This is a genomic window from Stenotrophomonas sp. GW821-FHT09E08, assembly GCF_059416125.1.
Genome location: NZ_JBWKOO010000002.1, coordinates 50,760 through 76,500, shown reverse-complemented (window position 1 = coordinate 76,500; position 25,741 = coordinate 50,760). Strand labels below are relative to the sequence as shown.

Genomic DNA, 25,741 nt, shown 5'->3' with positions numbered 1-25,741 from the left:
GGTTCAACCCTTGATCGCCGCCAGGATGCGGGCTTCGATCTCGTCCAGCTCACCGACGCCGTCGACGCGGGCCAGGGTGCCACGGGCAGCATAGAAGTCGACCACCGGGGCGGTCTGGTCGTTGTAGACCTGCAGGCGCTGACGCACCGCTTCCGGACTGTCATCGGCGCGGCCCTGCTCCTTGGCACGACCGGCGATGCGGTCGACCAGCAGCTCGGTGGCCACGTCCAGCTGCACCACCGCGTCCAGCGGCTGGCCGATCTTGGCCAGCAGGCCGTCCATCGCATTGGCCTGGGCCACATTGCGCGGGTAGCCATCCAGGATGAAGCCCTTGGCGACATCGGCCTGGGTCAGGCGCGACTCCAGCATGCCCAGCAGGATGTCGTCCGAGACCAGGTTGCCGGCGTCCATCACCGCCTTGGCCTGCTTGCCCAGCTCGGAGCCGGCAGCGATTTCCGCGCGCAGCATGTCACCGGTCGAAATGTGGGCGATACCCAGCTTTTCCTTCAGGCGCGTCGCCTGTGTCCCCTTGCCCGAACCGGGCGGTCCCAACAGAACCAATCGCATTGACCTGACTCCAACGTGTTGAAAATTAAGAAGGTTCGCGTCCCGGACGGTCCGGTATCGCTGCACCGCAATAGCGCCACTTTACCGCATACGGGTAATGTCCCTGCAATGTCCCCTCCCCCGAGCAGGTAGAAGCATGCGCAACGGTACTCTCCTTTATGCCCAGTCCGGCGGTGTCACCGCGGTCATCAATGCCACAGCCGCAGCGGTGATCGAGCAGGCCCGGGCCAAGGGCATCAAGGTCCTGGCTGCTCGCAACGGCATCCTCGGTGCCCTGCGCGAGGAGCTGATCGACACCAGCAAGGAGAGCGCCGCGGCCATCCGCGCGCTGGCCCATACCCCGGGCGGCGCCTTCGGCTCATGCCGGGTCAAGCTGAAATCGCTGGACGCCGACCGCGCCCGCTACGACCGCCTGCTGGAGGTGCTGCGCGCACACGACGTGCGCTGGTTCCTCTACAACGGTGGCAACGACTCGGCCGATACCGCGCTGAAGGTCTCGCAGCTGGCCAAGGCCTCTGGCTACGACCTGACCTGCATCGGTGTGCCCAAGACCATCGACAACGACCTGGCGGTGACCGACACCTGCCCCGGCTTCGGCTCGGCGGCCAAGTACACCGCCGTGTCGGTGCGCGAAGCGGCGCTGGACGTGGCGGCGATGGCCGAGACCTCCACCCGGGTCTTCATCTACGAGGCAATGGGCCGCCACGCTGGCTGGCTGGCTGCGGCCGCTGGCCTGGCCGGCAACGGCGATGACGAAGCACCGCACATCATCCTGCTGCCCGAACGCGCCTATGACGAGGCGGTGTTCCTGGCCAAGGTCAAGGCCGTGGTCGACCGCGTCGGCTACTGCGTGGTGGTGGCCTCGGAAGGCATCGCTACCGCCGATGGTCGCTTCGTCGCCGACGCCGGTGGCGGCAAGGATTCGTTCGGGCACTCGCAGCTGGGCGGCGTGGCCGCGCATCTGGCTGGCCGGGTCAAGGACCAATTGGGCCTGAAGGTGCATTGGGCGCTGCCCGATTACCTGCAGCGCTCGGCCCGCCACCTGGCCAGCAAGACCGACTGGGAGCAAGCGCAGGCAGTGGGCAAGGCCGCGGTGCAGCTGGCACTGAAGGGCCAGAACGGTGTGATGCCGGTGATCGTGCGCAGCAGTGATGCGCCCTACCGCTGGAAGATCGAAGCGGCGCCGCTGTCGAAGATCGCCAACCATGAAAAGAAGATGCCCGCCGGTTTCATCCGCCGCGATGGCTTCGGCATCACCGCCAAGGCACGCGCCTACCTGTCGCCGCTGATCAAGGGCGAAGCGCCGCTGCCGTATGGCACCGATGGCCTGCCGAAGTACGTGACGCTGAAAAACGTGGCGGTGAAGCAGAAGCTGCCGGCCTTCGAGGGCTGAGTCGAAAAAGGGGACGGAGGGGATTAAGTCGCATCTGCCCCTCCGTCATCTCCAACAGCGTCAGCAATGGGCCGGATACGACTTAATCCCCTCCGTCCCCTTTTTATGGAGGCCTGCCATGGCATTGCGTGTTGTTCGACTGGGTACACCGCGTGCGCCCGGTGAGGGGCTGCGCATCGGCACTGTGCGGCGCCCGCCGCGCGGTGTGCCGCGCAGCGAATTTGCCCGGCAGGACTGGTACGACGTGTGGTTCCCGACGCTGTCACCCAGCGCGGAGCTGGTGAAGCAGGCGCATGAGGCGAAGACCGCTGCCGATTGGAATGCGTTCTTCCGCCACTACAAAGCCGAGATGAAGGCGCCTGATGCGGCGCATGCGCTGGATCTGCTGGCCGCACTATCGCAGCACAGCGATATCGCGGTGGGCTGCTATTGCGAGGACGAGGCGCAGTGCCACAGATCGGCACTGCGCGAGCTGCTGGTGGCGCGTGGAGCGAGGCTTGCGGATTGATCGCGGGGTTGCCGGCCAGCGGCCGGCACTACCCCAGGTCTCCCTCCCAGTAGATCCACGCCATGCGTGGATGCTCAGCCTCAATTGCAGGCCTTGCCTTCCATCTGCAGCTGCGCGGCGAACATCGTCACCTGCGGGATCTTGCCGGCGGCGGCCTGCTTCTTGGCTTCTTCCAGATAGATGCGCGACTGTCCCTGCCCATCCAGCGCCTGGGCGTTGTTCACCGGAAGGCGCCATACGCGCACCACCGCCTGCTGTGCCGGGCAGGCGGCATTCGGAACACGGATCACATCATTGAGTTTCCAACCCTTGTCCGCGCTTGGTTGCGCCTTGCTGTAGTCGACAAACCGGGCACGCGGCTGGCACTGCTCGCTGGTACGCACCGCCGAGAAACGATAGGGCTCGGCGGCCTGGCCGGTGAACGCGCCTTCCAGGCGGGCACAGGCTTCGGGAATCTGCCGCAGCGTATGCACGGCGCCGACCGCTTGTGGTGCACCCACCGCTCGCTGCAGTTCCGGTGCTTCCGCCGCGAAGGCAGGCATGGCCGGGGCCAGAACGGCAAGCATCAACAGGGACAGGCGCATGGGGATTCTCCGACGGGACTGCGCGCAGGCTTGCAGAGGCTGGCTTAACGGGGTGCAAAGAAGACCCTGCCGGGCGCCGCTCGACTCCACAGGTGGTGGCACGCATACTGCGGACACCAGGGAATGCTGAACACCGCCATACGTCGGACGACCACCAAGGTCGGTACGGGTTGGTTCCAGGCTGCAGCCCGTCGTCCCCCTCGTGGTGCCGTTCATCGCCACTGGATGCTTGTCCATCCATTCTGCGGAGGGGTCTAATGCTGGAACGTCACGGGCTGTCATTGGCGCTGGGCTGCGCCATTCTCGCGATCCTGTACGGAATCGTCTCGGCGCGCTGGATCCTGCGCCAACCCACCGGCAATGAACGCATGGTCGCCATCGCCACGGCCATCCAGGAAGGTGCGCGCGCCTACCTCAACCGCCAGTACCTGACCATCGGCATCGCCGGCGTCGTGCTGTTCGTGCTGGTCGGCGTCTTCCTGAGCTGGTACACCGCGATCGGCTTCGCGGTCGGTGCGGTGCTGTCCGGTGCTGCGGGCTACATCGGCATGAACGTGTCGGTGCGCGCCAACGTACGCACCGCAGAGGCAGCGCGCCACGGCATCAGCGCGGCAATGGACGTGGCCTTCCGCGGCGGCGCGATCACCGGCATGCTGGTGGTCGGCCTGGGCCTGCTCGGCGTGGCCGGCTACTACGCGCTGCTGCTGCGGCTGGGCCTACCGATGGAACAGGCACTGCATGCGCTGGTCGGCCTGGCCTTTGGTTCATCGCTGATCTCGATCTTCGCGCGCTTGGGCGGCGGCATCTTCACCAAGGGTGCCGATGTCGGCGCCGATCTGGTCGGCAAGGTCGAAGCAGGCATTCCCGAGGACGACCCGCGCAACCCGGCGGTGATCGCCGACAACGTCGGCGACAACGTGGGCGACTGCGCGGGCATGGCCGCCGATCTGTTTGAAACCTATGCCGTCACCGTGATCGCCACCATGTTGCTGGGCAGCCTGATGCTGACCGAAGCTGGTGCCAATGCGGTGCTGTATCCGCTGGTGCTGGGTGGTGTTTCGATCATCGCTTCGATCATCGGCGCGCTGTTTGTGAAGGTGAAGCCCGGTGGTTCGATCATGGGAGCGCTGTACAAGGGGGTGATCGTCTCCGGTGTGCTGGCAGCGATCGCGTTCTACCCCATCACCACCGGACTGATGAGTGACAACGTGCACGGGCCGATGGCGCTGTATGGCTGTGCGCTGATCGGCCTGGTATTGACCGGCCTGATCGTGTGGATCACCGAGTACTACACCGGCACCCAGTACAAGCCGGTGCAGCATGTTGCGCAGGCCTCGACCACCGGCCACGGCACCAACATCATTGCCGGCCTCGGCATCTCGATGAAGTCCACCGCGCTACCCGTGATCGCCGTCTGCGCGGCGATCTGGGGCGCGCACGCACTGGCCGGGTTGTACGGCATCGCCATCGCCGCCACTGCAATGCTGTCAATGGCGGGCATGATTGTCGCACTCGATGCCTACGGGCCGATCACCGACAACGCCGGCGGCATCGCCGAGATGGCCGAATTGCCTTCGGAGATCCGCGACATCACCGATCCGCTCGATGCGGTGGGCAACACCACCAAGGCGGTCACCAAGGGCTATGCCATCGGTTCGGCAGCACTGGCCGCGTTGGTACTGTTCGCCGACTACACCCACAACCTGCAGGCAGCCAATCCCGGCCAGGAGTTCCGCTTCGACCTCAGCGATCACACGGTGATCATCGGCCTGCTGATCGGCGGTCTGATTCCCTATCTGTTCGGTGCGATGGCGATGGAAGCCGTTGGGCGCGCAGCCGGCGCGGTGGTGGAGGAAGTGCGGCGCCAGTTCCGCGAGATCCCCGGCATCATGCAGGGCACTGCCAAGCCGCAGTACGACCGTGCGGTGGACATGCTGACCCGCTCGGCGATCCGCGAAATGATTGTGCCCTCGCTGTTGCCGGTCGCGGTACCGGTGGTGGTCGGCCTGCTGCTGGGGCCACGTGCGCTGGGCGGGTTGCTGATCGGCACGATCGTGACCGGCCTGTTCGTGGCCATTTCGATGACCACCGGCGGTGGTGCCTGGGACAATGCCAAGAAGTACATCGAGGATGGCCACTTCGGCGGCAAGGGCAGCGAAGCGCACAAGGCCGCGGTGACCGGCGATACCGTGGGTGACCCGTACAAGGACACCGCCGGCCCGGCGATCAACCCGCTGATCAAGATCATCAACATCGTGGCGCTGCTGCTGGTGCCGTTGCTGTAGATCCACGCCATGCGTGGATGGCAGGCATGACGGGGTCAGAGCCCTTTCCTGCGGAAAGGGATCCGACCCCGATGGCGGTCACCGCCCGCGCAGGAAGAACGACACCGGCACCATCACTTCCACCGAGTCGCCGGCCACTTCGGCCGGCGGCACCGGCAACGGACTGGCGCGCCGCACGGTGTCCAGCGTCTCCTGGTCGAGCAGTTCGAAGCCGCTGCTGCGGCCCAGCTTCAGGCTGGAAACCGTGCCATCGCGGGCCACTGCGAAGCGCACATAGACCACGCCCTGCTGGCGCAGCCGCTCGGCCTGGCGCGGATAGCGCCGATGCTTCTGCAGATGCCCGAGCAGGCGCCCTTCCCAGGTTGCCTCGGCGCGACTGCGTTCGCCGGCGGTGGTCTGCGCTGCGGTGTAGCGTGCGGAAGCGTCAGCGGCGACCTGCGGCGGTGCGCTGGTCTGAGCGACGTTCGCCTCTGCGGAATCCGGCGATGGTGTCGGCTCCGGCGCACGCGCCGGTGGCAGGTCGCCCTGCGTCTGCACCGGCGCCTTCGGCAGCTCACGCAGGGCCGGTTTCGGCGCCTGCCGCTGCTGTTGCTGCTGCAGTGGCCCGGTGGCGACCTCGCGCGGCGGCACCGGCGGTGCCTGCGCCATCGGCGCCAGTTCCAGCATCAGCGCCGCAGGCGGAGCCACAGCCGTCAGAGCTGGCGCACGGGCCGCCCACCAGCAGGCCGCGCCGATCAACAGCGCATGCACCAGCAGCACGATCGCCAGGCTGGTCGCCCAGCGCCGCAGTCCACTCATCGCGTGCCCTGCTCCAGGCCGACCAGCGCCACCTTCAGGTATCCCGCCGCACGCAATGCATCCAGCGTCGCCATCAGTTCGCCGTAGGGCACACGGGTATCGGCGCGCAGGAAGATGCGCTGCGCGGTGTCATCGTGGGTAGCTGCCTGCAACGCAGCCGCCAGTCCATCACGCGCCACCGCCTGCTCGCCGACGCGCAGAGACAGATCGGCCTGCACGGTCACATACACCGGTGCCTGTTCCAGCGGCGTGGCACTGGCGCTGCTGGCCGGCAGCTGCACCGGAACCGATACGGTGGCCAGCGGTGCAGCCACCATGAAAATGATCAGCAGCACCAGCATCACGTCGATGAAGGGCGTGACGTTGATCTCGTGCGCTTCTTCCGGCGCGTCGTCACGGTCGGACGCGGTCCTGATCGCCATCGTCGCGCCTCAGTGCACCGCACGCAGCGGTGCCGCTGCGTTACGCGGAACGGCACGATCGAGGTCACGCGACACCAGCTGCTGCACCGCCGCCGACAGATCGCCGAGCAGGCCACGCAGGCCGGCCAGCACGCGGCTGAAATGGTTGTAGACCAGTACTGCAGGAATCGCTGCGACCAGACCCAGCGCGGTCGCCAGCAAGGCCTCGGCAATACCGGGTGCAACCACCGCCAGGTTGGTGGTGTTGCTGTGCGCGATGCCGATGAAACTGTTCATGATGCCCCACACCGTGCCGAACAGGCCGACGAACGGCGCCACCGCGCCGATGCTGGCCAGCACGCCGATGCCGCGTCGCTGCATGCGCGCGGTCTCCAGTTCGATGCGGTCCAGGCGCGAGGCAATGCGTTCCTTGATGCCGTCGCGACTATCCAGTTCCTGCGACAGGCGCAATTCGGTGCGCGCTGCGTCCAGCATGGCGAATGCGGTGCCCTGTTGCACACTGGCGTCGGCGCTCTCGCCGGGCAGGCTCGGCGCCTGCAGCAACAGCGCGCGCGCCGCCCGCAGCTGCCGTGCCTGGCGGGCCAGCTCCCAGCCCTTGGCCAACAGGACGGTCCAGGTGGCCAGCGATGCCAGCGCGAGCGCGATCATCACTGTCTTCACCACCACGTCGGCGGCCAGATACATGCCCCAGGGCGTCAGTGCAGGGGCAGCCACGGGGGCCAGGTCAGCAGGCAGCATCGTCTCGTTTTCCATCAGCATCAGGGGTCGCTGCACGGCGGCGGGCCGTGCGCGGATCATTGGCGCCGTCGACTTCCACGACCGGATTGGGCTCCAGCCGTGGTGCCGGGCGGCTGAGCACGTAGCCGGCGCTGACCGCGAAGAACAAGCCCACGCCCAGCAGCAGCCGCCACGACGGGTGCGCGCCCCAGCAGAACAGGGCGAACCCCACTGCCATGCCGGCGCTGGCAAACGCCTTGCCCTTGCGCGATACCGCACCCTGCTCGCGCCACAGACGCAGCGACGGGCCATAACGCGGATGCGCCAGCAGGCGCTGCTCGAACTTCGGTGAACTGCGTGCGAAGCAGCCCACTGCCAGGATCAGGAAGATGGTGGTCGGCATCACCGGCAGCAGCGCGCCGATCACCCCGAGCCCGACCATCACCCAGCCCAGCGCGAACCAGAGCCAGCGCATCAGCCGTGCGCCTGCACGCAGAAGGTGTCCATCAGGCGAATTCCACTTCAACGTGGCCGTGCACGCTGCGGAAGGCGGCGTCCGCCGCATCGATCACCTGCTGCTCCTGCGCGGCGCTCAGCGGCACCGCATCCAGCGCAGCGGTGAACTCACGCCAGTGGCGTGCCGCGCCATCCGGGTGCGCGGCCAGGTGACGGGCGCCGAAATCGCGGTCCAGGCCGAGCTTGGCAGCCATCTTGTACAGCACGGTGCCGCCCAGGTTGGAGCCCTCGGCCACATACAGCCACCCCAATGCAGCGGGCAGCTCCAGATCGGACGGCAACGCGGCGATGTCGGCGCCCGGCAGGCTCTGCTCCAGGTCCTGCAGGTCGCGTGCTACCTGTGTAAGGCGGCGGCGCTCACCGAGGTCGGGCAGCAGTGCGTCCAGCGCAGGGTTGGCATACAGCGCATCGATGCTGCGGTGGAAGCGGTACTGCACGCGCAGGAAACGGGCAAAGTTGCCGCGGTCAGCGAAGATGTCGCCGGCCATGATGCGTTTGTCCAAAGCGCCGTGGCTGTCGCGGGTGGCGGCCTTGAGCCGCAGGCTGCGGCTGTCTTCAGGGGCGATGTGTGCGTTCATGGGGGAATGCCAAGGGGGTCGTCCTGCTGTAGACGTTCGCCACGGGGCTTTCCCCAAGCCCATGTGCACCGATAATGGGCCAGTCCCTTCTTCCACCCGGAACCGATGATGATCACCACCGAACCGCGCATGACCAACCTGTTCCTGCAGCTGGGCCTGGACGCCAGCGCCGAGGGCATCGCCCGCTTCATCCGCGAGCACCAGCTGGCCACCGATGTGGAGGTGGCCGAGGCGACCTACTGGAACGACGCCCAGCGCCAGTTCCTGTCCGAATCGCTGCAGGCCGACGCGGCGTGGAGCACCGTGGTGGATGAGTTGAACGAGTCGCTGCACGAAGATGCAGTGAAGACTGCCACCGGGCTGTAAGCAGACGCCGGGCATGACCCGGCGCTGGCGATTGCACGGCAGAAGCGGTGCGGACTAAGGTCCGCACCCACCGAGGGCGGTCGGGGCCCGATGGGGGCAGAGCCCTTTCCGCAGGAAAGGGATCCGACCCCACCACTCATCCGCGACCGATCAGTACTTCCAGGTCAGCGCCAGCCTCGCGGTACGGCCCGGGGCCGGCATCACGCCCAGCGCCAGCGGATCCAGGTAGTAGCGGTCGGTGACGTTGTCCACGCCCGCTTCCACCGACAGCTGGTCGTTGAAGCTCCAGCTGGCGAACAGGTCGACCAGGGTAGTCGGCCGGTACAGCTGCTGGATCGCCGACAGGCCCACGTTCCAGTCCTTGTCCAGCTTGCTGATCGGGCCGGCGTTGTGGACCACGCGGGTACCGAAGGTCAGGCGTTCGTCGAACAGGCGCGAGCCCAGGGTCAGGTTGACCATGTAGCGCGGCGGGTTCTGGGTGTTGGTATACGAGCCCTCGAAGCCGCCGTCCACGCAGTTGGGCGTATTGGCCAGCTCATCGTTCTTGCGCTGCGCACCATAGGCACGGCGCTCGGCGGCGATGTCCGGTGCGCAGGTCTTGGCCTTGAAGTAGTAGTGCGCGGACAGATCAGCAAACACCTTGCCGCTGTCATAGCTGGACTGGAACTCCATGCCCGAGACCTTGAACTGATCGACGTTGCGGATCAGGCCGGCCGACAGCGTGCGGTAGTCGCGGGTAATCAGGTCATCGATGCGGGTATCGAAGTAGGCCAGCTTCAGCGCCAGGCGGTCGCCGGCGGTGAACAGATCGTAGCGGATGGTACTGGCAACGATTTCCCAGCTGCGCGCACGCTCCGGCTTCAGCTCGCCGACCGGCTTGGCGGCGGTGAACAGGCCCAGCGTGGTCTCGAACAGGCTCGGCAGCTTGGTGCCTTCGGCGTACTTCACGTAGACCATGGTGTCTTCGCTGAAGCGGTAGGCCACGCTGGCGGTCGGCGAGAACGCGGTGTCACGACGGCGGATCGGTTGCGACCAGGTCCAGCTGACCGGCACCTCCAAGTCCTGCGCCTTGCCGGCGTCGTAGAAGTTCCAGCCACCGATGTCGCCCACCGTACCCTTCTTGTACGGTGAAGCCAGCAGCGATGCCTGGGTGAAGTTGCCGTTGGCATCCGGATACCAGTTCAGCAGCGCGATGCGTTTGGCACGCCACGACGGCAGCGCCGGGTTGCCGTTGAGCAGTTCGGTGTAGCGGTACTGGCCCTGCACCTCATAGGCATCGGGCGTGGCCAAGCGATTGCGGTCCTGCACGTCCACCCGGTTCCAGCGGCCGCCGGCCAGCAGTTCCCAGTGCTCATCGGGCTGCCACTTCAGCGAGGCCACGGCACTGTATTCCTTGCGCTCGGCGTTGCGCAGGAAACGGTTGTTGATCAGATCGTCGTGCATGACCGGCCCCGAACTGCCCGGCGCGATGTCTTCGTCGCTGTAGGACAGGCCGTAGTCGAGGGTGAACGCGCCGGCACGAGTGTCGAACTTCGAGGTATTGCTGGCATCCAGGCCGAAGCGCTTCTGTCGCAGCGGATTGCGGTAGGCATCCTTGTAGCCGGGGTCGCCACTGAAGCTGGGCGCGTCGTACCACTCGGTGCGTCGATCGAAGTACCACGGGGTGATGCCGGTGAGGCTGTTGTACATCACGCTGTCGGTGTCGGTGTAGGCGGCATTGACGCGCAGGTCGATCAGCTCGCTGTCCGGGTTGAAGCGGTAACGCAGGGTGTAGCTGTCCATGTCAACGTGGCCCGGATCCCACTGCGGGATGCGGTCGCGATCCACACGGATGATCTGCGACGCCATGATCTCGCCGGCGGTGCCTTCGTAGCGGCGATAGCCTGCTTCCAGCGTCTGTGCATCGTCGATGCGCCAGGTGCCCTTGAGCAGCGCCGACTTCGAGCGCGCCGAGGTATTGAAGACCTCGGTACGCGGCGGATTCAGCGGTGCCAGCGTGCGCCGGGTCTGCGGGAAATCGTCGTAGCCGTGCTTTCCGGAGAAGTAGTTTCCATTGTCACGGTAGGCATAGGCGGCGACCAGATCGAAACGATCCCAATGACCAGCCGCGGCGACGTTGAAGAACTGGCTGCCGGTGGCACTGCGATCGCTGCGCGGCGCGGCACTGTAGGAAGGCAGGTTGTTGGCACTGGCGTTGGCCAGGCCACCACGCACGCGTACGCCGAAGTCACGGCCTTCGCGCAGCACGTCGCCGATCTTCAGCGTTTCCATCTCGACCACGCCGCCGATGCCACCGGAGGCATTGGCCTGCAGACTCGGGCCCTTGGTGATGGTCAGGCTGGAGATCAGGTCCGGATCGAGGTAGCTGCGCTGCGACTGGCCTGCGTAGCCTCGGTAGGTGTCCATGCTCGACTGGCCACCGTCGATGATCACCGGCACGCGGCCCTGGCCCTGGATACCACGGATGTTGACGTCGAAACCGTTGCCCACGCGCGGATCACCGACGGTGACGCCGGCCACGCCCTTGACGATGTCGCCGTTGGAGGTACCGCGGAAGCGCTCCAGATGCGTGCGATTGAGCGTGGTGGTGGAGCCCACGCTGCGGTAGCTGTCGAGCAGCCGCGCCTCGTCGCTGGCCGCGCCACTGTCGACGCGGTCGCCGGCCACGCTCAGCGTGTCGGTGACGATCACGCCGCTGTCGGCCTGCGCTGGGGATGCCGCCTCCAGGGTGACCGCATCGGCGCCGACCCGGCGCACCGCCAGGCCACTGCCCTGCAGCAGGCGGGCCAGGGCCTCATCGGAAGACAGGTTGCCACTGACCGCGTGCGAGCTCACGCCCTGGGCCAGCGTAGCCGGATACACCACCTGCACCCCGGACTGGCGCATGTAGCTGCGCAGCGCTTCATCCAGCGGCTGCGCGGGAATGTCGAAACGCTGCATGGCCGCATGGCCGCTGGCGGCGTCCTGCGCCAATACGGACGATGGTGCGGCGCTGGCGAGGCCGGCAGCCAGCAACGCGATGCACAGGCGGGACGGGCGCAGCACGCGGCCCGGACGATGGGAGTCGAACATGGGGGAACCTGTCAGGTAATCGGAGCCGCAGGCGCGGCGTCATCCGCGGCGGGCGCGGATACGGCGACGTACGTGGCGGCGGCGGGTACGTTCGCGGGGTAAGACGGATGGGGTGGCGACAACCCCAAGAGGGATTTGCAGTTGAAGGTGTATCCCGGGTTGTCGCGGTGGGTGCCTACCGTTGGTCGGCGCACGGGCAATGGCGAGGATCTACGGGTGGACGATGGCGATCCCGAGCGGCAGGCGGGTGACCTGCAAACCTGCCGTTGCCGCCAGCGCGTCCAGCGCCTGTTCCGGACGATCGATGCGCAACGCCGCACTGACCGCCGGCAACCGCGACAGATCACCGCGTACAAAGGTCGGGCCGGCACGATAGCGCCCCACCCCTCGCACCGCGTCGGCGACGCTGGCCTGCTCCAGCAACAGCTCACCCTGCCGCCAGGCGCCGACGCTGTCAGCGGCCACGTCATCGAGCCGCGTCACGCCACTGCGCTCGCCATAGACCGCACGCTGCCCCACCTGCAGATAGGTCCAGCCACCGTCGGCCGGGCTGGCCACACGCACCCTGCCCTGCCCGACCTGGGTTTCCACCCGGTCATCGCCTCGCGCAACGGTGAACGCGGTGGAGATATCCTCAACCACGCCATTGCCGACACGCACGCTGAAACGCCGCTGCGCGTCCGGACTGACCTCGAACCAGGCGCGGCCACGCAGCAGCTCGATCTGGCGCGCATTCGCATCGAAGCGCACGGCGATCGCGCTGTCGGCATCCAGCACCGCGCGACTGCCATCGGGCAGCTGCACGTTCTGTACGACATGCGTGCTTCGATGGTCGGCCTGCGCACGCAGCCAGGCTTCCGGCCACACCACCAGCATCGCCAGCGCAGCAGCGGCGGCCATCGCCCACCGCAGGCGCTGCGGCCGGCGCCGCACGATCGTCGCGGCCTGTGGCGGACGCGGCCCGGCACTGCGCCACAGCACACGCTCGTGCTCGAAGGCACGACGATGCCCCGGCAGTGCCAGCCAGCACTCGAAGTCGCGCATGCGCGCATCACTGATGTCGCCCGACGCCAACCACGCGATCCAGCCCCGGGCCTGTTCGGCCAGGGCATCGTCGTTGGCGGCGGGCAGCGTGTTCGGCGGGCTCATCGGCTGGCAGAGAGGCGCATTCAAGCGCGGGCAGAGGAACTAGACCGCATGCACGGTCCAGTAATCAAGACGTTTCAGCGAAGGCCTGCCCCAAGCCGGGTCGATCATCGGCCGCTGCGCGCCCAGGCCAGGCGTTGCAGCGCGGAGCGCACGTGGTTTTCGACAGTGGTCACCGACACGCCGAGGCGGCGTGCGATCTCGGCCTGGGTCAGGCCCTGCAGGCGGTTGAGGCGGAAAATGGTGCGGGTCGGCTCCGGCAGGTGGCCTGCGGCATCCAGCACCCGCTGCAGTTCGTCCTGTGCCATCGCCTGCTCTTCGGTCGAGATCACCTCGTCCGGCCCCCACAGGTAATGGTCTGCAAGCAGGCGGTTGCGGCGGGTCGATTCACGGCCGTGGTCGGTGGCCAGGTTGGCGGCCAGCCGGTACAGATAGGCCCGTGGGTTGTCGATGGCCTGGCTGTCGTCGACCCCACGCGCCTTGAACCAGACCGCCTGGATCACGTCCTCGGCACCATTGTCTCCGCCGAGGATGCGCTGCACCCTGCGCAGCAGTGCCGGCCGCTCGCGGATCAGCAGTTCGGTGAGGGTGGCGGCATTGGAGGACATGCGCGAGGCCGGGAGGACAGACGGAAGGCGCCGCGCATGCTACTCCGCTAATGCGAATCAGTCACGTTCTCATCAATGGATGCACTCGGTCAGGCCGTCATAGGCGCTCTGCGACGTGCCCGGCAGCGGATCGTGCAGCGGATTGCGAGCCGCCAGCGCGGCATGGAAGGCCTCCACCCCGGTGCCCGGCATGAGCGGCAGCCGGCACAGCCAGGTCGGCTGCCGGGCCACGATCGTGCCATCGTTGCGGGAGACCTCCAGATCACTGGCGGCAAATGCCCACAGGCACTCCTGGATGGTGCCGCGCACCGCATCGACCGAGCAGCGCAGGCGCAGGGCACGGATGTCGCTGTACTCGCCCTCGCAGAAGGTGTCGCCACAGATGGCGTCGAAACCATGCTGCAACCGGCCTTCCAGGGCGAAGAAGCGGTCCCAGTTGGCCTCCTGGTGCGGGTAGTCGATCAGATCGACATAGGGAAACGCCTGTACCGACGGCGCCATCAGCAGCGCGCAGGTCAGGCCGATCGGCAGGGCAGACACTTTCATGCGGGAGCTCCTCGGGAAGAGGGTTCCAGCCTGCCTGCACCCGGCGTCCCGACAACCCCATCGGGCAACACCTCCCGCAAGGGTGGGCCACTGCCGTGCCGTGCTGTCGGCCCCGCCCCCTGCACAGCGCCCGGCAAAGGCATAAAATGGGGGGCTATCCGTCTATATCCCCCACCTGGAGCACGACCATGGGTCTGGAACTCGTCTCGCCCGGCAAGAACCCGCCGGAAGAAATCAACGTCATCATCGAGATCCCGAAGGACTCGGAGCCGGTGAAGTACGAAGTGGACAAGGAAACCGGCGCGATCTTCGTCGACCGTATCCTGTCGACCCCGATGCGCTACCCGTGCAACTACGGCTACGTGCCAAGCACCCTGTGCGGCGACGGCGACCCGGCCGACGTGCTGGTGGTGCTGCCGCTGCCGCTGGTACCGGGCTCGGTCGTGCGCTGCCGTCCGGTCGGCGTGCTGAAGATGAGCGATGAGGCAGGCAGCGACGAGAAGATCCTGGCCGTGCCGGTCTCGAAGATCTTCAGTGGCTACGCCCACGTGGAAGACATCGCCCAGGTGTCCAGCCACTGGCTGGAGCGCATCGGCCACTTCTTCGAGCACTACAAGGACCTGGAGAAGGGCAAGTGGGTCAAGCTGGACGGTTGGGGCGGCGCCGCTGAGGCCAAGCAGATCCTGATCGAGGCGCACCAGCGCCATCTCGACAGCAAGGCCTGAGCCTGAACCGGATCGCTCCGGCGCAGGCCGTCGGAGCGATGCGGGTCACGTTTCATGACTGCGGCACATCACACGTGCCGCCGTATTAGGTAAATTGCGTCACTTCACACGTCGTCGACATCCATCGTCGAGACAGCCAGGGGAATGTGTCGTGCGTATTCTGCTTGTTGGGGATGCAGCCAGCCTGCCGGCCGAGCTGACCGAATTCATTGCCGATCTTGGGGAAGACTGGCAGCCGCTGACCGCCACCGATGGCCAGACCGCGATGACCGCGGTGGCTACGCAGGGCGTGGATGCGGTGATTGTCTGTCCGCAGTTGCCGGACCTCAATGCAACCACGTTGCTCGGCCAGATCCGGACGCTGCGCCCGGAAACCATCCGTATCGCACTGGTGGATGCCCAGCATGGCAACCGTCCGCCGCCGGCGCGCCTGATCGGTGTCGCCCACCGCTTCCTGCCACTGCCGCTGGCGCCGGAAGTGCTGCTGGAGGCACTGACCAGCCTGGAAGAGCTGCGCGAGGTACTGGACAGCCCCCGTCTGCGCGGTGCCATCGGCCGCATCGAGAAGCTGCCGTCGCCGCCGCACCTGTACCTGAGCCTGACCCAGGCGCTGGAACACGACGACGATGCCGACAGCGCCGACGTGGCCAAGCTGGTTGCTGCCGATCCCGCGATTGCCGCCAAGGTGCTGCAGCTTTCGAACTCGGCGTTCTTCAGCCAGGGCCGCACCATTGCCGACCTGCGCACGGCGGTGACACGCCTCGGCCTGTCGACGCTGCGCGACCTGGTATTGGCCAGCGAAGTGTTCTCGGCACCGACGTTGTCCACGGCCGAACGCAACTCGCTGCAGCAACGTGCCCTGCTCGCCTCGCGGCTGGCCGCACGCCTGCTGCCCGAATCCAGTGCCGAACTGGGCGCAACCGCCGCGCTGCTGGCCGATATCGGCCTGCTGCTGCCGGGTGTACGCAACGAGCGCACCGAGCCGTCGCTGGCTGGCGACGCGCGCCCAGGCCACGCCGAAGCCGGCGCCTACCTGCTGGGCCTGTGGGGACTGCCGATGCCGATCATCGAAGCGGTGGCGTTCCATCTGCAGCCACAGCGTGCCAGCACCCGCAGCTTCTGGGTGACCGGCGCGGTGCATGTGGCACTGGCACTGGTCAATGGCGACCCGGTGGACGAGGACTACCTGCAGCGCGCGGGCGTACTCAACAAGCTGCCGCAGTGGCGCGAGCATGCCAATGCGTTGATGGGACTGATTCCAGGAGAGGCCTGAGTCTCTCCATCACACTGGCAGGACCAATAAAAGGCGCGCCTGCAAAGGCGCGCCTTTTATGCATCAACGCGCGCCGCAGGCGTCCTGCACGCAATGACGATACTGCAGATCGCACAGCACCTTCGACTTGCCTGCGGCCAGGCACTGCTGCCGGAACTCTTCGCAGTAGAGTCCACCACCGCAGACGCCACCGGTCTGGGCGAACACCGCCCCCACCAATGTTGCATAGATCAGTGCAGCAGTAGACAGTTTGTGCAACAGCGTGCTCTTCATCGCTCTCTCCATGTGCAGGCGTCCGGAAGTGGACCCCTTAACTGTGTTGATTACGACGCAGCAGGATCGTGACTTCGCTCACCTTCCAACATGCTTCGGAGTTTCCCTACAAAAAAAGAGGGCGGACCTTGCGGCCCGCCCTCCTGTTACTGCGATTGCACTTCGAACTATCAGAAGCGCTGGGTGTACTTCATGTACAGGAAGCGACCGACATCGAAACCGCCGTAGTAAGCGAAGCTCGAGTTCGGTGCCGAGTACATCAGCGGGCCCTTGTGCGCGAACAGGTTGTTCGCACCGAGGGCGATGGTGGCATCCCACGGTGCCTTCCAGCTGACCTGCAGGTCGTGGAAGGTATTGGAACCGGTACGACGCACCGGAGCCTTTTCGCCGTAAGCGTAACGATCCGGATCGGTGCAGCCGATCGAGATGCACGACTCACGCAGGCCCGAGTAGTAACGCGCGGTGTAGTTCACACCGAAATCACCGTACTGCCAGTTGACGCCCAGGTTCGAACGGACACGGAACACGGTGGTGTCGCCGGACTCACCGACGCGGCCCATCATGATGTTGTCGCCGGCGCTGTTCTGGGCCTGCTCGTCGTACTTGGCGGTGTAGCTGGTCTGCCAATCGATGTTGAACTGACCGATGGCCAGTTCCGGCAGGCGGTACTTGACGCCGACGTCGTAACCTTCGGTCTTCATCTTGCCGAGGTTCGCGGTGCCGTAGGTGATGCCGCTGATGTGGCCATCGGCCGCACGGGTCACGCTGCCGCAACGGGCCGAGTTACCCAGCACGTAGCAGTCACGCAGGATGCGGTCGACGCTGTCAGCGATGATCATGTCGCTGATTTCGTACTTGTACCAATCCAGCGACAGGTCCAGGCCCTGCACCCAACGCGGGCTCCACACCACACCGAAGGTGGTGCTCTTGGAGGTTTCCGGCTTCAGGTTCGGGTTGGCACCGGAGACGAACTGGTCGCCCGACTGGCACGGCAGGGTGGCGCACGGCACGTTGCCCTGGCCCAGCTGCACGTAGTTGGCCGGAGCACCGCCGGCCAGGCAGGCCGCGTTGCCAGCAACACTACCCGGAGCACCAACGGCGCACGGATCGATGTAACGCTCGAAGCTCGAGCTCAGGCCACCGTACAGATCGTTGATGGTCGGAGCGCGGAAGCCCTGGGCGTAGGTGCCGCGGACCAGCAGTTCATCCAGCGGACGCCAGGTCAGGCCGAACTTGCTGTTGGTGGTGCCACCGAAGTTGCTGTAGTCCGAATAACGGCTGGCAACGTTCAGGGTCAGTTCCTTGGCGAACGGCTTGTCCGCAAGGATCGGCACGTTCAGTTCCAGGAAGACTTCGTTCAGGTCGTACTGACCCTTGGTCGGCTTCTGGCCCAGGCCGGTGGACATGCCCGACTGCGCGAAGGCGTCCGGCACGTAGTTGCCTTCTTCCTTGCGGTGCTCGACACCCAGAGCAAAGCCCAGGTCGCCGGCCGGCAGGGTCACGATCGAACCGGCCAGGTTGGCGTTGAAGCTGGTGGTCTTGGTCTCACCACGGGTGGTGTAGGTCGGGAACAGGAAGTCCTGCAGTTCCTGGTTGGCCAGCGAGCCCTGACCATTTGCGCCGTACGGCAGCAACGGGTTCCACGGGCGGCAATCGCCCAGGATCGGCTTGGCCGCGGTGCCGCAGCGTGCCACGCCGCCAGCATCGATGAACGAGGTGCCCATCGCCTGCCCGGCGCTGATCAGACTCATGTCACCACGGTTGCGCTTGATGGTCTCGTTGCGGTTCCACAGTGCGCCGACATCCCAGTCGAAGGTCTTGCCGCCGAGCTCGAAGAAGCCGCTGATGGTCGGAGCGAAGCGCAGGGTCTTCATCTGGCTGTCGGTGGTGCGCGGCACTTCCCACAGGCGGCGACGGACATTGACGTCCTGGCCGACCGGGTTGAAGGCGCTGTCACCGGCCAGCGGCTGGTCCCAGGCGCTGGACTGGAACGGATAGCCTGCGATCTGCTGGAACGTCTGGCGCTCGTTGTAGAGCACGTCGGTGTTCAGGCTGATCGAATCGGTGAAGTCGTAGGTACCGTTGATGTACAGCGACTTGCGCTTGACACCGGTCAGCAGGGTCATCTGCTCGTTGGAGTTGGCGTACTCCGCCGGGGTCATGACGTGGTAGTCATTCGGGTTCTTCGGATCGCCACCCGGGTTCAGGGTCTTCCACACGGCGGTCTTGGAGTCGGAGCAATCGACCTGGGTCGGATTGCACCAGCTGCCGAACTGGCTGATCGGGCTGCCATCGGCGGCGACCGAATTCGGGCCCTTGGCGCCATCACGGCTGTACCAACGGTCCTTGGCCCACACCGGGTCCATCTTCGAGTACTCGGCCGACAGGGTCAGGCTGCCGCGCTCCCCGCGGGCGCCGAGGGTCATCGAGTACTGCTGGGTATCGCCGTCGCCGTCGCTGTACTGGCCGACGTAGACATTGGCTTCGCCACCATCGAAGTTCTTGCGGGTGATCACGTTGACCACGGCAGCGATCGCGTCCGAGCCGTAGATCGAGGAAGCGCCGTCCTTCAGGACTTCAATGCGCTCCACGGCCGACATCGGGATCTGGCTCAGATCCTGCAGGCCCGAGGTGGTCGCGCCGAGGCGCTTGCCGTTCATCAGCACCAGGGTACGCGCGGCGCCCAGGTTGCGGATGTCGACGTAGTAGCCGCCCACGTTCTCGCCGGAAGCCAGCGATTCAGAACGCGAGATGGCCGGGGAACCGGCCGAGGTCAGGTTGCCGAGCACGTCTGCGACGCTCGAGAAGCCCTGCTTTTCCAGGGATTCACGGGTCATCGTCAGGATCGGCTGCTGCGTCTCCATGTTGGCGCCACGGATACGCGAGCCGGTGACCGAAATGCGGTCCAGGTCGGTGGTGCCCTTTGCTTCCTGAGCCGAAGCAAAGGCCGGCGCCAGCGCCAGCGCGATGCCGGCCGGCAGCAAGCCGAACCGCACTGCGGGATTACGAACGTTCATCAATCTCTCCAAGGTACGTGTTAGCAGCGTGTTAAAACACCCCAGCACGTTACGATTGCGTTGCAGCGCTGTATTTGCGCGAACCAACCGGAGACTTTGCAGAATGTGGCGGGAGCAAGCCGCCGTTCTCCCTGAAGCGCGAAGCCGACTGGCCGTAGCGGGCACGGAACGCACGCGCGAAGCTGCAGCAGTTGTCGAAACCACTGGCCGCAGCGACCTCACCGACCATCATGTCGGTGTCGCGCAGCAGATCGGCGGCCCGCTCCAGGCGTAGCCGCGCCGACAACGACTGCGGGCTTTCCTCGTACAGGCTCTGGAAGGTCTTGGACAGGTACCAGCTGGAGAAATTGGTCAGCTCGGCCAGCTCGCCGATGCGCACCACCCGGTGGCTGTTGCCTTCCAGGTACAGGCGGGCACGCTGCATGCGGCCGAACACCTGGCGCTTGCGGCTGCGCGAGCGGCCCGGGCAGCGCTGCACGTTGTCGGCCAGTCCGCGCTGCAGGCCCGCCAGGTGCAGCAGCAGCGGGCGCAGCGCCTGGGCCGGCTGGCCGCTGGCCAGCGCATCGCGCCACAGCCGCAGGGCAACACGGGCGTCGCCGCGGTTCATCCGGCCACGACCGGCATACAGTCCGCAGTCGGCCATCTCGGTCAGCACGCGAAGGGCTTCGACGGTCAGGTTCAGGCCAATGCACAACCCGTTGCGACCTGCCTGCACCAGTGGACGCGATTCCTTCTCGAAGGCGATCCACTCGCCCTGGCGCAGGCGGAAACGCCCTTCCTTGGCTTCCACCCAGGAACTGCCACGTACCTGCATCCAGACAGTGAAGCTGCTGCCAGCGGTCTGCAGGCTGCCCAGCCGTGCCACACCGAGGCAGGTCGGGGCGACATCGTCGAGCGAGCGATCCAGGGAGACGGTTTGGCCGCGATCGGCCAGCGAGAGTTGACGCATGGGGGCACCACGGATTTGCCTAGTACAGGACTCCGTTTTGCCAAATCAGGCGGCACCGCGTCAGGAAAGTCCGACGAGATCGCCACGAATTCGCGGCGAGGTCCCGACGAAAAAATTACGAAGGCCCATTTCCCTTGAACAACAGCAACTTGGAGAAAGCCGGGAACAGCGCGGGCGGGCGTTCAGGCAACCGCATCACACCGATGTCGGCACCATCGCTGACCGCCATCGCCACGAACAGGTCACGTCCATCGGTACTGGCGCTGAGCCCGTTGCCGGCACTGAGCCGTTCTGCGTCCAGGCAGCGCTCCGGTTCCTCGCGACCGACCTGGATCCGCACCAGAGTCGTGCCACAGCTGGTCGATGTGCCCAGGTAACCGATGCTGCTGTTGCCGGCCACGGTCCAGGCCCGGTATCGCCAACGGCTGGGCCGGTCATCACTGATCTGCTGCACGCTGGCCGGCGACAGCGCCGCGTCCACCGACCACAGCCCGCCAGCGGCCAACCGCGTGAACAACACCCGGCCACTGTTGCGGTCGAATCGCGCCTGCGAAACACCATCGATGCTGGCCAGCAGGCGCCATGGCTGCACACTGCGATCGAACAGGCTCAGCCGGGTGCGCTGGTCGGTATCGCGCTCGACCACCAGCAGTTGTTCCGGCGTGGCTCCATACAAGGCCTGCAGGGGCTGCTCGGCCGGGACCGGCAAAGGGTGCAGGCGTTCATCACGCGGGGCGATTTCATAGACCACGGTCCGTCCATGCTGGTCGCGGCCGACCACCAGCAATTGCCGACTGTCGGCCGACCAGTCCGGCGCCTGCCGCGCTTCCGGCCGCAGGCCTTCAATGGGTCGCAGCGAATCAGGGCGCTGCATGTCCGCCCACCACAGCGCGAAGCTGCCGGAGCGATCGGAGGTGAAAACCAGCTGCCGCCCATCCGGCGCGGCCATCGGCTGCCCATCGCGGCCACTGGAAGCAAACAGGCGCTCCGGCGCGCCATTGCCCTGCATCGGCACCTTGAACACGCCGAACTGAGCGCGCCGGTGAACGAAGGCCAGCATGCCACCGTGGCGCGACACTGCCGGCCACTGTGCATCGTCCAGACCGGCATCACGCAGCGTATGCCGCTCGACATCCAGGTAGTAAAGCCGCGCTTCGCTGTCGACGCGGCGACCGAACACGATGGTGCGGCCATCGTCCAGCCAGGCCCAGCCACGCAGCTCGGCCGCTTCGTTGGTCAATTGTTCGGGCACACCACCACTGGCCGGCATGCGCCACAGATCACCCAACTGCGGATTGCGCACGAATACCAGCCACTGTCCGTCGGGCGAATAGCGCGGTGCGTAGTCAAAGTCATCCTGGTCGACGCTGTACTCCAGCGCGCGCCACTGGCCGCTGGCCAGATCCAGCACGCGGATGCCGCGATGTGCGTAGCGCCCGACCATGCTGCCAAACACCAGCCCGCGGCCATCGGGGGTCCAGTCGAAACTGAGCAGCTCGGTGCCATCGCAACGCGTGGCCTGGCGCACTGCACCGCCGGTGGCGCTGGCGACCAGCACCTGGCAGCCACCATCGGCAGAGAAACGCGCGAAGGCGATCTCGCGCCCATCCGGCGACCAGTTCGGGAAACGATCGACCGCGCCGGCCGGTGGCACCAGCAACTGCCGTGCCGGTGCGTTGCCGGAGGTCTGCACCTTGATCGCGCCACCGCCAGTGCCATCTTCGTTGGCGCCTTCATAGGCCACCAGCGAGCCATCAGGTGAGAGCGTGGGATAGGTTTCAAAGCCGCTGGTCGCAGTGATCAGCCGATAGGGTCGTTCTGGACTGCCAATCACTCGCGTGCCGTTCTCCACGGCGGCGTCCACCGCCGAACTGCTGGCCGGTGCCCGGCGAAGCAGCAGCGCGGTCAATACCAGCAACGCAACCAGCATCACCACCCCCACTAGCAGCAGCACGCGACGACGGACATGACGCCAACGGCGACGTTTCTCCTGCACATGCGCAGGCACCACGACAATCGCCGCAGTGGCTGGATGCACTTCCACGGGCTCGTCATCGGGCATCAGCGATGAGACCGGCTCGACATCGTCCAGCACCTGCACGGGCACCAGCAGGCGATAGCCGGTCTTGGCGATGGTCTCGATATAGGCCTGACCATTGTCGTCGTCGTTGCTGAAGGCCTTGCGCAGCTGCGTGACGGCCTGGGTCAGCACATCGTTGGTCGGCAGCGTGTCCGGCCACACTTCGGCAAACAGTTCATCGCGGGTGACGACACGACCCGGCTGCCGCAGCAACGCGCGCAGCACGCCCAACGCCTTCGGCGTCAGCCGGCGCGGGCGACGCGCACCGACGACCTCGACTTCGCGCGAGGACAGAGTGACGGTGCACTCTCCTATCCGGATCCGATCGAATCCGGGGGGCTGGAATTCGCTGCTGTTCATTTTCCGCTACACAGTGGAGACAGGTCCCGGGCAGTGTTCGCCTTCGATACCGTCCCGTCCTGGGAACAGCGAAAAGCCAGACTCCGCACAAAGCATCGGCGCATACCGCAAAAACAATGAAGCGCGCGAATACTAGCCTATGCCGGTTACCTCGCCTATCGCGTGGTCGACATCAGGCTCTCTCTCGCCGACGCATTCACATAATTCGCAACACCATTCGCGCCCTTTTGGGCGCGAAATTTTTATCTGGCGTTCATTTTCAAACGCGCCTCAGCATGGTCAATCCGACCAGTCGCGAAACCACCAAAGCCACGTACATCACGCCGGAAAACTGCTCCAGCATGACCAATGCGCGTGCCTGTGGATGCAGCGGCACGACGTCGCTCAAGCCCACCCCTGACAGCAAGCTGAAGCTCAGATAAAGCAACTCCATCCAGGTGCGCTGCGCCCCCCCGCCCGTGCCCTGGAAACTGCCCGGATACCACTGCTGGCACACAGAGAAAGCAAAGGCGAATGCCCAGGCCAGCAACGTGAACGTTGCACCGGCTGCGAACAGTTCATCGCGTGTGACCTTATGGTCCTGGAGCATGTAGGCGATCAACGCCCCGGCCGTGTAGAAGTACAGCAGGCTCTCCAGCAACTGTGCGGTGGTCAGCAGGGCGCTACGGTCCAGCAGCGCGCCAACCAGCGAGAACACCACTGCAGGGATCGCCAACAGCAGCGCCAACCAGGTGCCCAGCGGACTGCGCTGCACCACCCACAACGCCAGGCCGAGCACCGCCATGCCGAACATGCCCAGTGCCGCACGGCCACTGGCGGTGTCATCCAGCGCCGGATACAGCAGCACCGCCAGCAGTTGTGCGCCCAGCAGCCAGGCGGACGGAATGCGGCGGGCGATGGCCAGCCAGCGGGTAGTCAAGGCAACAGGCATGGCGTCCCTTCCCCGGGGTGATGGGCGGAGGATAACCGGGACGGATGTGAGGCTCCGGTAGCGCCGGACCATGCCCGGCGGCTTTCCTGGACCACCGCGTCGACGGGCATGGCCGGGCGCTACCCGCTCGGGATCAGCTCTGGTGGTAGACCTCGGCACCCGCGGCGCGGAACGCCTCCGACTTTTCCTTCATGCCCGACTCGGCGTACTCGCGCACGTCCTGGGTGATCTTCATCGAGCAGAAGTGCGGACCGCACATCGAGCAGAAGTGGGCGAGCTTGTGCGCATCCTTGGGCAGTGTCTCGTCGTGGAACTCCTTGGCTTTCTCAGGATCCAGGCCAAGGTGGAACTGGTCTTCCCAACGGAACTCGAAACGCGCCTTGCTCAGCGCGTTGTCACGCACCTGCGCACCCGGGTGCCCCTTGGCCAGATCGGCCGCATGCGCGGCGATGCGATAGGCCATGATGCCGTCGCGCACATCCTGGCGGTTGGGCAGCCCGAGGTGTTCCTTCGGCGTCACGTAGCAGAGCATGGCGGTACCGAACCAGCCGATCATCGCCGCGCCGATCGCGCTGGTGATGTGGTCGTAGCCGGGTGCGATATCGGTGGTCAGCGGGCCCAGCGTATAGAACGGCGCTTCACCACACTCGCGCAGCTGCTTGTCCATGTTCTCCTTGATCAGCTGCATCGGCACGTGGCCCGGGCCTTCAATCATGGTCTGCACATCATGCTTCCAGGCGATCTTCGTCAGCTCGCCCAGCGTTTCCAGTTCACCGAACTGCGCAGCATCGTTGGCGTCGGCAATGCAGCCCGGGCGCAGGCCATCACCCAGCGAGAAGGTCACATCGTAGGCCTTCATGATTTCGCAGATGTCTTCGAAGTGCGTGTAGAGGAAGTTCTCCTTGTGATGCGCCAGGCACCACTTGGCCATGATCGAGCCACCACGGCTGACGATGCCGGTAACACGCTTGGCAGTGAGCGGCACGTAGCGCAGCAGCACCCCGGCGTGGATGGTGAAGTAGTCCACGCCCTGCTCGGCCTGCTCGATCAGCGTGTCACGGAAGATCTCCCAGGTGAGTGCTTCGGCGCGGCCGTCGACCTTTTCCAGCGCCTGGTAGATCGGCACCGTGCCGATCGCCACCGGCGAATTGCGGATGATCCACTCGCGGGTTTCGTGGATGTGCTTGCCGGTGGACAGGTCCATCACTGTGTCACCACCCCAGCGGATCGCCCACACCAGCTTCTCCACTTCCTCGGCGATGCCCGAGGACACCGCGCTGTTGCCGATGTTGGCGTTGATCTTGGTCAGGAAGTTGCGGCCGATGATCATCGGCTCGCTTTCCGGGTGGTTGATGTTGTTGGGCAGCACAGCGCGGCCGCGTGCGATCTCATCGCGCACGAACTCCGGGGTGATGATCTTCTGGATCGAGGCACCAAACGCTTCGCCCGGGTGCTGCTGCAGCAGGCCGGCATCGCGGATCGCGTCCAGCCGCTGGTTTTCGCGGATGGCGACGAACTCCATCTCCGGCGTGATGATGCCGCGGCGCGCGTAGTGCATCTGGGTGACGTTGGCACCTGCGCGCGCACGGCGTGGCAGGCTGCGCGCGGGGAAGCGCACCGCATCAAGCTTCGGGTCATGCTCGCGGTCGCGGCCGAACGACGAGCTCAGGCCGTCGAGCTGCTCGGTATCACCACGTTCCTCCACCCAACCGCGCCGCAGCGCCGGCAGGCCGGCCGACAGATCGATGCGCACCTCCGGATCGGTGTACGGGCCCGACGTGTCATAGACGGTGACCGGTGCATTTTCTTCGCCACCGAACAGCGTCGGCGTGCGGGTCAGCGCGATCTCGCGCATCGGCACCAGCAGGTCCGGGCGCGAGCCGGGCACGTGAATCTTGCGCGAACCGGGAATCGGCCGGGTCACGGATTCGGAGAGTTGCTGGGCCTGTTGCTGCAGGGCGGAGAGCTGTGCGTTCATCGGGCATCGTCCAGAAAGGTCAGGGACGAAGCGGCGGCGCACTGCTGCC

General features: G+C 66.0%; 23 protein-coding genes. 6 read left to right on the top strand and 17 right to left on the bottom strand.

Annotated features, from left to right (window positions below; all coding sequences use genetic code 11):
• Positions 1 to 3: 3 nt before the first annotated feature.
• A complete protein-coding gene (locus AC07M7_RS02815) occupies positions 4 to 567 on the bottom strand; it encodes an adenylate kinase (protein ID WP_012512023.1) in 564 nt (187 codons plus the stop codon).
• 136 nt (positions 568 to 703) lie between these two features.
• Between AC07M7_RS02815 and AC07M7_RS02810 the strand changes: the two genes are divergently transcribed.
• Positions 704 to 1,960, top strand: coding sequence for a 6-phosphofructokinase (locus tag AC07M7_RS02810; protein ID WP_482998407.1), 1,257 nt, complete (start codon positions 704 to 706; stop codon positions 1,958 to 1,960).
• A 118-nt stretch (positions 1,961 to 2,078) separates the two neighbouring features.
• Positions 2,079 to 2,468 carry a DUF488 domain-containing protein gene (locus tag AC07M7_RS02805; protein WP_495206681.1) on the top strand — a complete coding sequence of 130 codons (390 nt, stop codon included), beginning with the start codon at positions 2,079 to 2,081 and terminating at the stop codon, positions 2,466 to 2,468.
• Between the two features lie 80 nt (positions 2,469 to 2,548).
• On the opposite strand, the gene AC07M7_RS02800 is transcribed toward AC07M7_RS02805, so the two are convergent.
• On the bottom strand, positions 2,549 to 3,052 hold the full coding sequence (locus tag AC07M7_RS02800) for a hypothetical protein (RefSeq protein WP_223496440.1): 504 nt from the start codon (positions 3,050 to 3,052) through the stop codon (positions 2,549 to 2,551).
• 257 nt (positions 3,053 to 3,309) lie between these two features.
• Between AC07M7_RS02800 and AC07M7_RS02795 the strand changes: the two genes are divergently transcribed.
• Positions 3,310 to 5,337: a sodium-translocating pyrophosphatase gene (locus AC07M7_RS02795; protein WP_253078743.1), complete on the top strand. Its 2,028-nt coding sequence runs from the start codon at positions 3,310 to 3,312 to the stop codon at positions 5,335 to 5,337.
• A gap of 78 nt (positions 5,338 to 5,415) precedes the next feature.
• Here AC07M7_RS02795 and AC07M7_RS02790 read toward each other — a convergent pair whose 3' ends face one another.
• From AC07M7_RS02790 to AC07M7_RS02770, 5 genes are read right to left on the bottom strand one after another with little or no spacing between them, the layout of a single operon-like run.
• Positions 5,416 to 6,135 carry an energy transducer TonB gene (locus AC07M7_RS02790; RefSeq protein ID WP_495206680.1) on the bottom strand — a complete coding sequence of 240 codons (720 nt, stop codon included), beginning with the start codon at positions 6,133 to 6,135 and terminating at the stop codon, positions 5,416 to 5,418.
• Positions 6,132 to 6,557, bottom strand: a complete 426-nt coding sequence (exbD, locus tag AC07M7_RS02785) for a TonB system transport protein ExbD (RefSeq protein ID WP_495206679.1) — start codon at positions 6,555 to 6,557, stop codon at positions 6,132 to 6,134. The genes AC07M7_RS02790 and exbD overlap by 4 nt, the downstream gene beginning before the upstream one ends.
• Before the next feature lie 9 nt (positions 6,558 to 6,566).
• Positions 6,567 to 7,295: a tonB-system energizer ExbB gene (exbB, locus tag AC07M7_RS02780; protein WP_428710246.1), complete on the bottom strand. Its 729-nt coding sequence runs from the start codon at positions 7,293 to 7,295 to the stop codon at positions 6,567 to 6,569.
• Positions 7,282 to 7,749, bottom strand: coding sequence for a YbaN family protein (locus tag AC07M7_RS02775; RefSeq protein ID WP_495206678.1), 468 nt, complete (start codon positions 7,747 to 7,749; stop codon positions 7,282 to 7,284). Before AC07M7_RS02775 ends, exbB begins: the two co-directional genes overlap by 14 nt.
• A gap of 31 nt (positions 7,750 to 7,780) precedes the next feature.
• A complete protein-coding gene (locus tag AC07M7_RS02770; protein ID WP_495206677.1) occupies positions 7,781 to 8,368 on the bottom strand; it encodes a biliverdin-producing heme oxygenase in 588 nt (195 codons plus the stop codon).
• A 108-nt stretch (positions 8,369 to 8,476) separates the two neighbouring features.
• Between AC07M7_RS02770 and AC07M7_RS02765 the strand changes: the two genes are divergently transcribed.
• Positions 8,477 to 8,734: a DUF2789 domain-containing protein gene (locus tag AC07M7_RS02765; protein ID WP_495206676.1), complete on the top strand. Its 258-nt coding sequence runs from the start codon at positions 8,477 to 8,479 to the stop codon at positions 8,732 to 8,734.
• A 150-nt stretch (positions 8,735 to 8,884) separates the two neighbouring features.
• Here AC07M7_RS02765 and AC07M7_RS02760 read toward each other — a convergent pair whose 3' ends face one another.
• The 4 genes from AC07M7_RS02760 to AC07M7_RS02745 form a co-directional block, all read right to left on the bottom strand.
• Positions 8,885 to 11,806, bottom strand: a complete 2,922-nt coding sequence (locus AC07M7_RS02760; RefSeq protein WP_495206675.1) for a TonB-dependent receptor — start codon at positions 11,804 to 11,806, stop codon at positions 8,885 to 8,887.
• Positions 11,807 to 12,016: 210 nt separating this feature from the next.
• Positions 12,017 to 12,955: a FecR family protein gene (locus AC07M7_RS02755; protein WP_495206674.1), complete on the bottom strand. Its 939-nt coding sequence runs from the start codon at positions 12,953 to 12,955 to the stop codon at positions 12,017 to 12,019.
• A gap of 104 nt (positions 12,956 to 13,059) precedes the next feature.
• On the bottom strand, positions 13,060 to 13,560 hold the full coding sequence (locus AC07M7_RS02750; protein ID WP_046983041.1) for an RNA polymerase sigma factor: 501 nt from the start codon (positions 13,558 to 13,560) through the stop codon (positions 13,060 to 13,062).
• A 72-nt stretch (positions 13,561 to 13,632) separates the two neighbouring features.
• Entirely contained in the window at positions 13,633 to 14,106 is a 474-nt protein-coding gene (locus AC07M7_RS02745) for a hypothetical protein (RefSeq protein ID WP_046983042.1), read from the bottom strand.
• Positions 14,107 to 14,294: 188 nt separating this feature from the next.
• Here AC07M7_RS02745 and ppa point away from each other — a divergent pair, with 188 nt between their 5' ends.
• Together ppa and AC07M7_RS02735 are read left to right on the top strand one after the other, a co-directional pair.
• Positions 14,295 to 14,831, top strand: a complete 537-nt coding sequence (gene ppa / locus AC07M7_RS02740) for an inorganic diphosphatase (RefSeq protein ID WP_005410935.1) — start codon at positions 14,295 to 14,297, stop codon at positions 14,829 to 14,831.
• Between the two features lie 151 nt (positions 14,832 to 14,982).
• Positions 14,983 to 16,104, top strand: a complete 1,122-nt coding sequence (locus tag AC07M7_RS02735; protein ID WP_046983043.1) for an HDOD domain-containing protein — start codon at positions 14,983 to 14,985, stop codon at positions 16,102 to 16,104.
• A gap of 63 nt (positions 16,105 to 16,167) precedes the next feature.
• On the opposite strand, the gene AC07M7_RS02730 is transcribed toward AC07M7_RS02735, so the two are convergent.
• The 6 genes from AC07M7_RS02730 to thiC all read right to left on the bottom strand — a co-directional run bounded on the left by AC07M7_RS02730 (position 16,168) and on the right by thiC (position 25,692).
• The gene (locus tag AC07M7_RS02730) at positions 16,168 to 16,377 is read right to left on the bottom strand and encodes a hypothetical protein (protein ID WP_426355237.1); all 210 of its coding nucleotides are present in this window, start codon (positions 16,375 to 16,377) and stop codon (positions 16,168 to 16,170) included.
• Positions 16,378 to 16,547: 170 nt separating this feature from the next.
• The gene (locus tag AC07M7_RS02725) at positions 16,548 to 19,394 is read right to left on the bottom strand and encodes a TonB-dependent receptor plug domain-containing protein (protein WP_046983045.1); all 2,847 of its coding nucleotides are present in this window, start codon (positions 19,392 to 19,394) and stop codon (positions 16,548 to 16,550) included.
• Positions 19,395 to 19,443: 49 nt separating this feature from the next.
• Positions 19,444 to 20,343, bottom strand: coding sequence for a helix-turn-helix transcriptional regulator (locus tag AC07M7_RS02720; protein WP_046983046.1), 900 nt, complete (start codon positions 20,341 to 20,343; stop codon positions 19,444 to 19,446).
• 115 nt (positions 20,344 to 20,458) lie between these two features.
• Positions 20,459 to 22,783, bottom strand: coding sequence for a winged helix-turn-helix domain-containing protein (locus AC07M7_RS02715; protein WP_495206673.1), 2,325 nt, complete (start codon positions 22,781 to 22,783; stop codon positions 20,459 to 20,461).
• A gap of 259 nt (positions 22,784 to 23,042) precedes the next feature.
• Positions 23,043 to 23,714, bottom strand: coding sequence for an ion channel (locus AC07M7_RS02710; protein WP_495206672.1), 672 nt, complete (start codon positions 23,712 to 23,714; stop codon positions 23,043 to 23,045).
• 133 nt (positions 23,715 to 23,847) lie between these two features.
• The gene (thiC, locus tag AC07M7_RS02705) at positions 23,848 to 25,692 is read right to left on the bottom strand and encodes a phosphomethylpyrimidine synthase ThiC (protein WP_046983048.1); all 1,845 of its coding nucleotides are present in this window, start codon (positions 25,690 to 25,692) and stop codon (positions 23,848 to 23,850) included.
• Positions 25,693 to 25,741: the final 49 nt, after the last annotated feature.

Excerpts from the sequence above, each read along its gene's own strand:
- AC07M7_RS02815 (WP_012512023.1), bottom strand. The coding sequence starts at position 567 with ATGCGATTGGTTCTGTTGGGACCGCCCGGTTCGGGCAAGGGGACACAG.
- AC07M7_RS02810 (WP_482998407.1), top strand. The coding sequence starts at position 704 with ATGCGCAACGGTACTCTCCTTTATGCCCAGTCCGGCGGTGTCACCGCG.
- AC07M7_RS02805 (WP_495206681.1), top strand. The coding sequence starts at position 2,079 with ATGGCATTGCGTGTTGTTCGACTGGGTACACCGCGTGCGCCCGGTGAG.
- AC07M7_RS02800 (WP_223496440.1), bottom strand. The coding sequence starts at position 3,052 with ATGCGCCTGTCCCTGTTGATGCTTGCCGTTCTGGCCCCGGCCATGCCT.
- AC07M7_RS02795 (WP_253078743.1), top strand. The coding sequence starts at position 3,310 with ATGCTGGAACGTCACGGGCTGTCATTGGCGCTGGGCTGCGCCATTCTC.
- AC07M7_RS02790 (WP_495206680.1), bottom strand. The coding sequence starts at position 6,135 with ATGAGTGGACTGCGGCGCTGGGCGACCAGCCTGGCGATCGTGCTGCTG.
- exbD (WP_495206679.1), bottom strand. The coding sequence starts at position 6,557 with ATGGCGATCAGGACCGCGTCCGACCGTGACGACGCGCCGGAAGAAGCG.
- exbB (WP_428710246.1), bottom strand. The coding sequence starts at position 7,295 with ATGCTGCCTGCTGACCTGGCCCCCGTGGCTGCCCCTGCACTGACGCCC.
- AC07M7_RS02775 (WP_495206678.1), bottom strand. The coding sequence starts at position 7,749 with ATGCGCTGGCTCTGGTTCGCGCTGGGCTGGGTGATGGTCGGGCTCGGG.
- AC07M7_RS02770 (WP_495206677.1), bottom strand. The coding sequence starts at position 8,368 with ATGAACGCACACATCGCCCCTGAAGACAGCCGCAGCCTGCGGCTCAAG.
- AC07M7_RS02765 (WP_495206676.1), top strand. The coding sequence starts at position 8,477 with ATGATCACCACCGAACCGCGCATGACCAACCTGTTCCTGCAGCTGGGC.
- AC07M7_RS02760 (WP_495206675.1), bottom strand. The coding sequence starts at position 11,806 with ATGTTCGACTCCCATCGTCCGGGCCGCGTGCTGCGCCCGTCCCGCCTG.
- AC07M7_RS02755 (WP_495206674.1), bottom strand. The coding sequence starts at position 12,955 with ATGAGCCCGCCGAACACGCTGCCCGCCGCCAACGACGATGCCCTGGCC.
- AC07M7_RS02750 (WP_046983041.1), bottom strand. The coding sequence starts at position 13,560 with ATGTCCTCCAATGCCGCCACCCTCACCGAACTGCTGATCCGCGAGCGG.
- AC07M7_RS02745 (WP_046983042.1), bottom strand. The coding sequence starts at position 14,106 with ATGAAAGTGTCTGCCCTGCCGATCGGCCTGACCTGCGCGCTGCTGATG.
- ppa (WP_005410935.1), top strand. The coding sequence starts at position 14,295 with ATGGGTCTGGAACTCGTCTCGCCCGGCAAGAACCCGCCGGAAGAAATC.
- AC07M7_RS02730 (WP_426355237.1), bottom strand. The coding sequence starts at position 16,377 with ATGAAGAGCACGCTGTTGCACAAACTGTCTACTGCTGCACTGATCTAT.
- AC07M7_RS02725 (WP_046983045.1), bottom strand. The coding sequence starts at position 19,394 with ATGAACGTTCGTAATCCCGCAGTGCGGTTCGGCTTGCTGCCGGCCGGC.
- AC07M7_RS02720 (WP_046983046.1), bottom strand. The coding sequence starts at position 20,343 with ATGCGTCAACTCTCGCTGGCCGATCGCGGCCAAACCGTCTCCCTGGAT.
- AC07M7_RS02715 (WP_495206673.1), bottom strand. The coding sequence starts at position 22,783 with ATGAACAGCAGCGAATTCCAGCCCCCCGGATTCGATCGGATCCGGATA.
- AC07M7_RS02710 (WP_495206672.1), bottom strand. The coding sequence starts at position 23,714 with ATGCCTGTTGCCTTGACTACCCGCTGGCTGGCCATCGCCCGCCGCATT.
- thiC (WP_046983048.1), bottom strand. The coding sequence starts at position 25,692 with ATGAACGCACAGCTCTCCGCCCTGCAGCAACAGGCCCAGCAACTCTCC.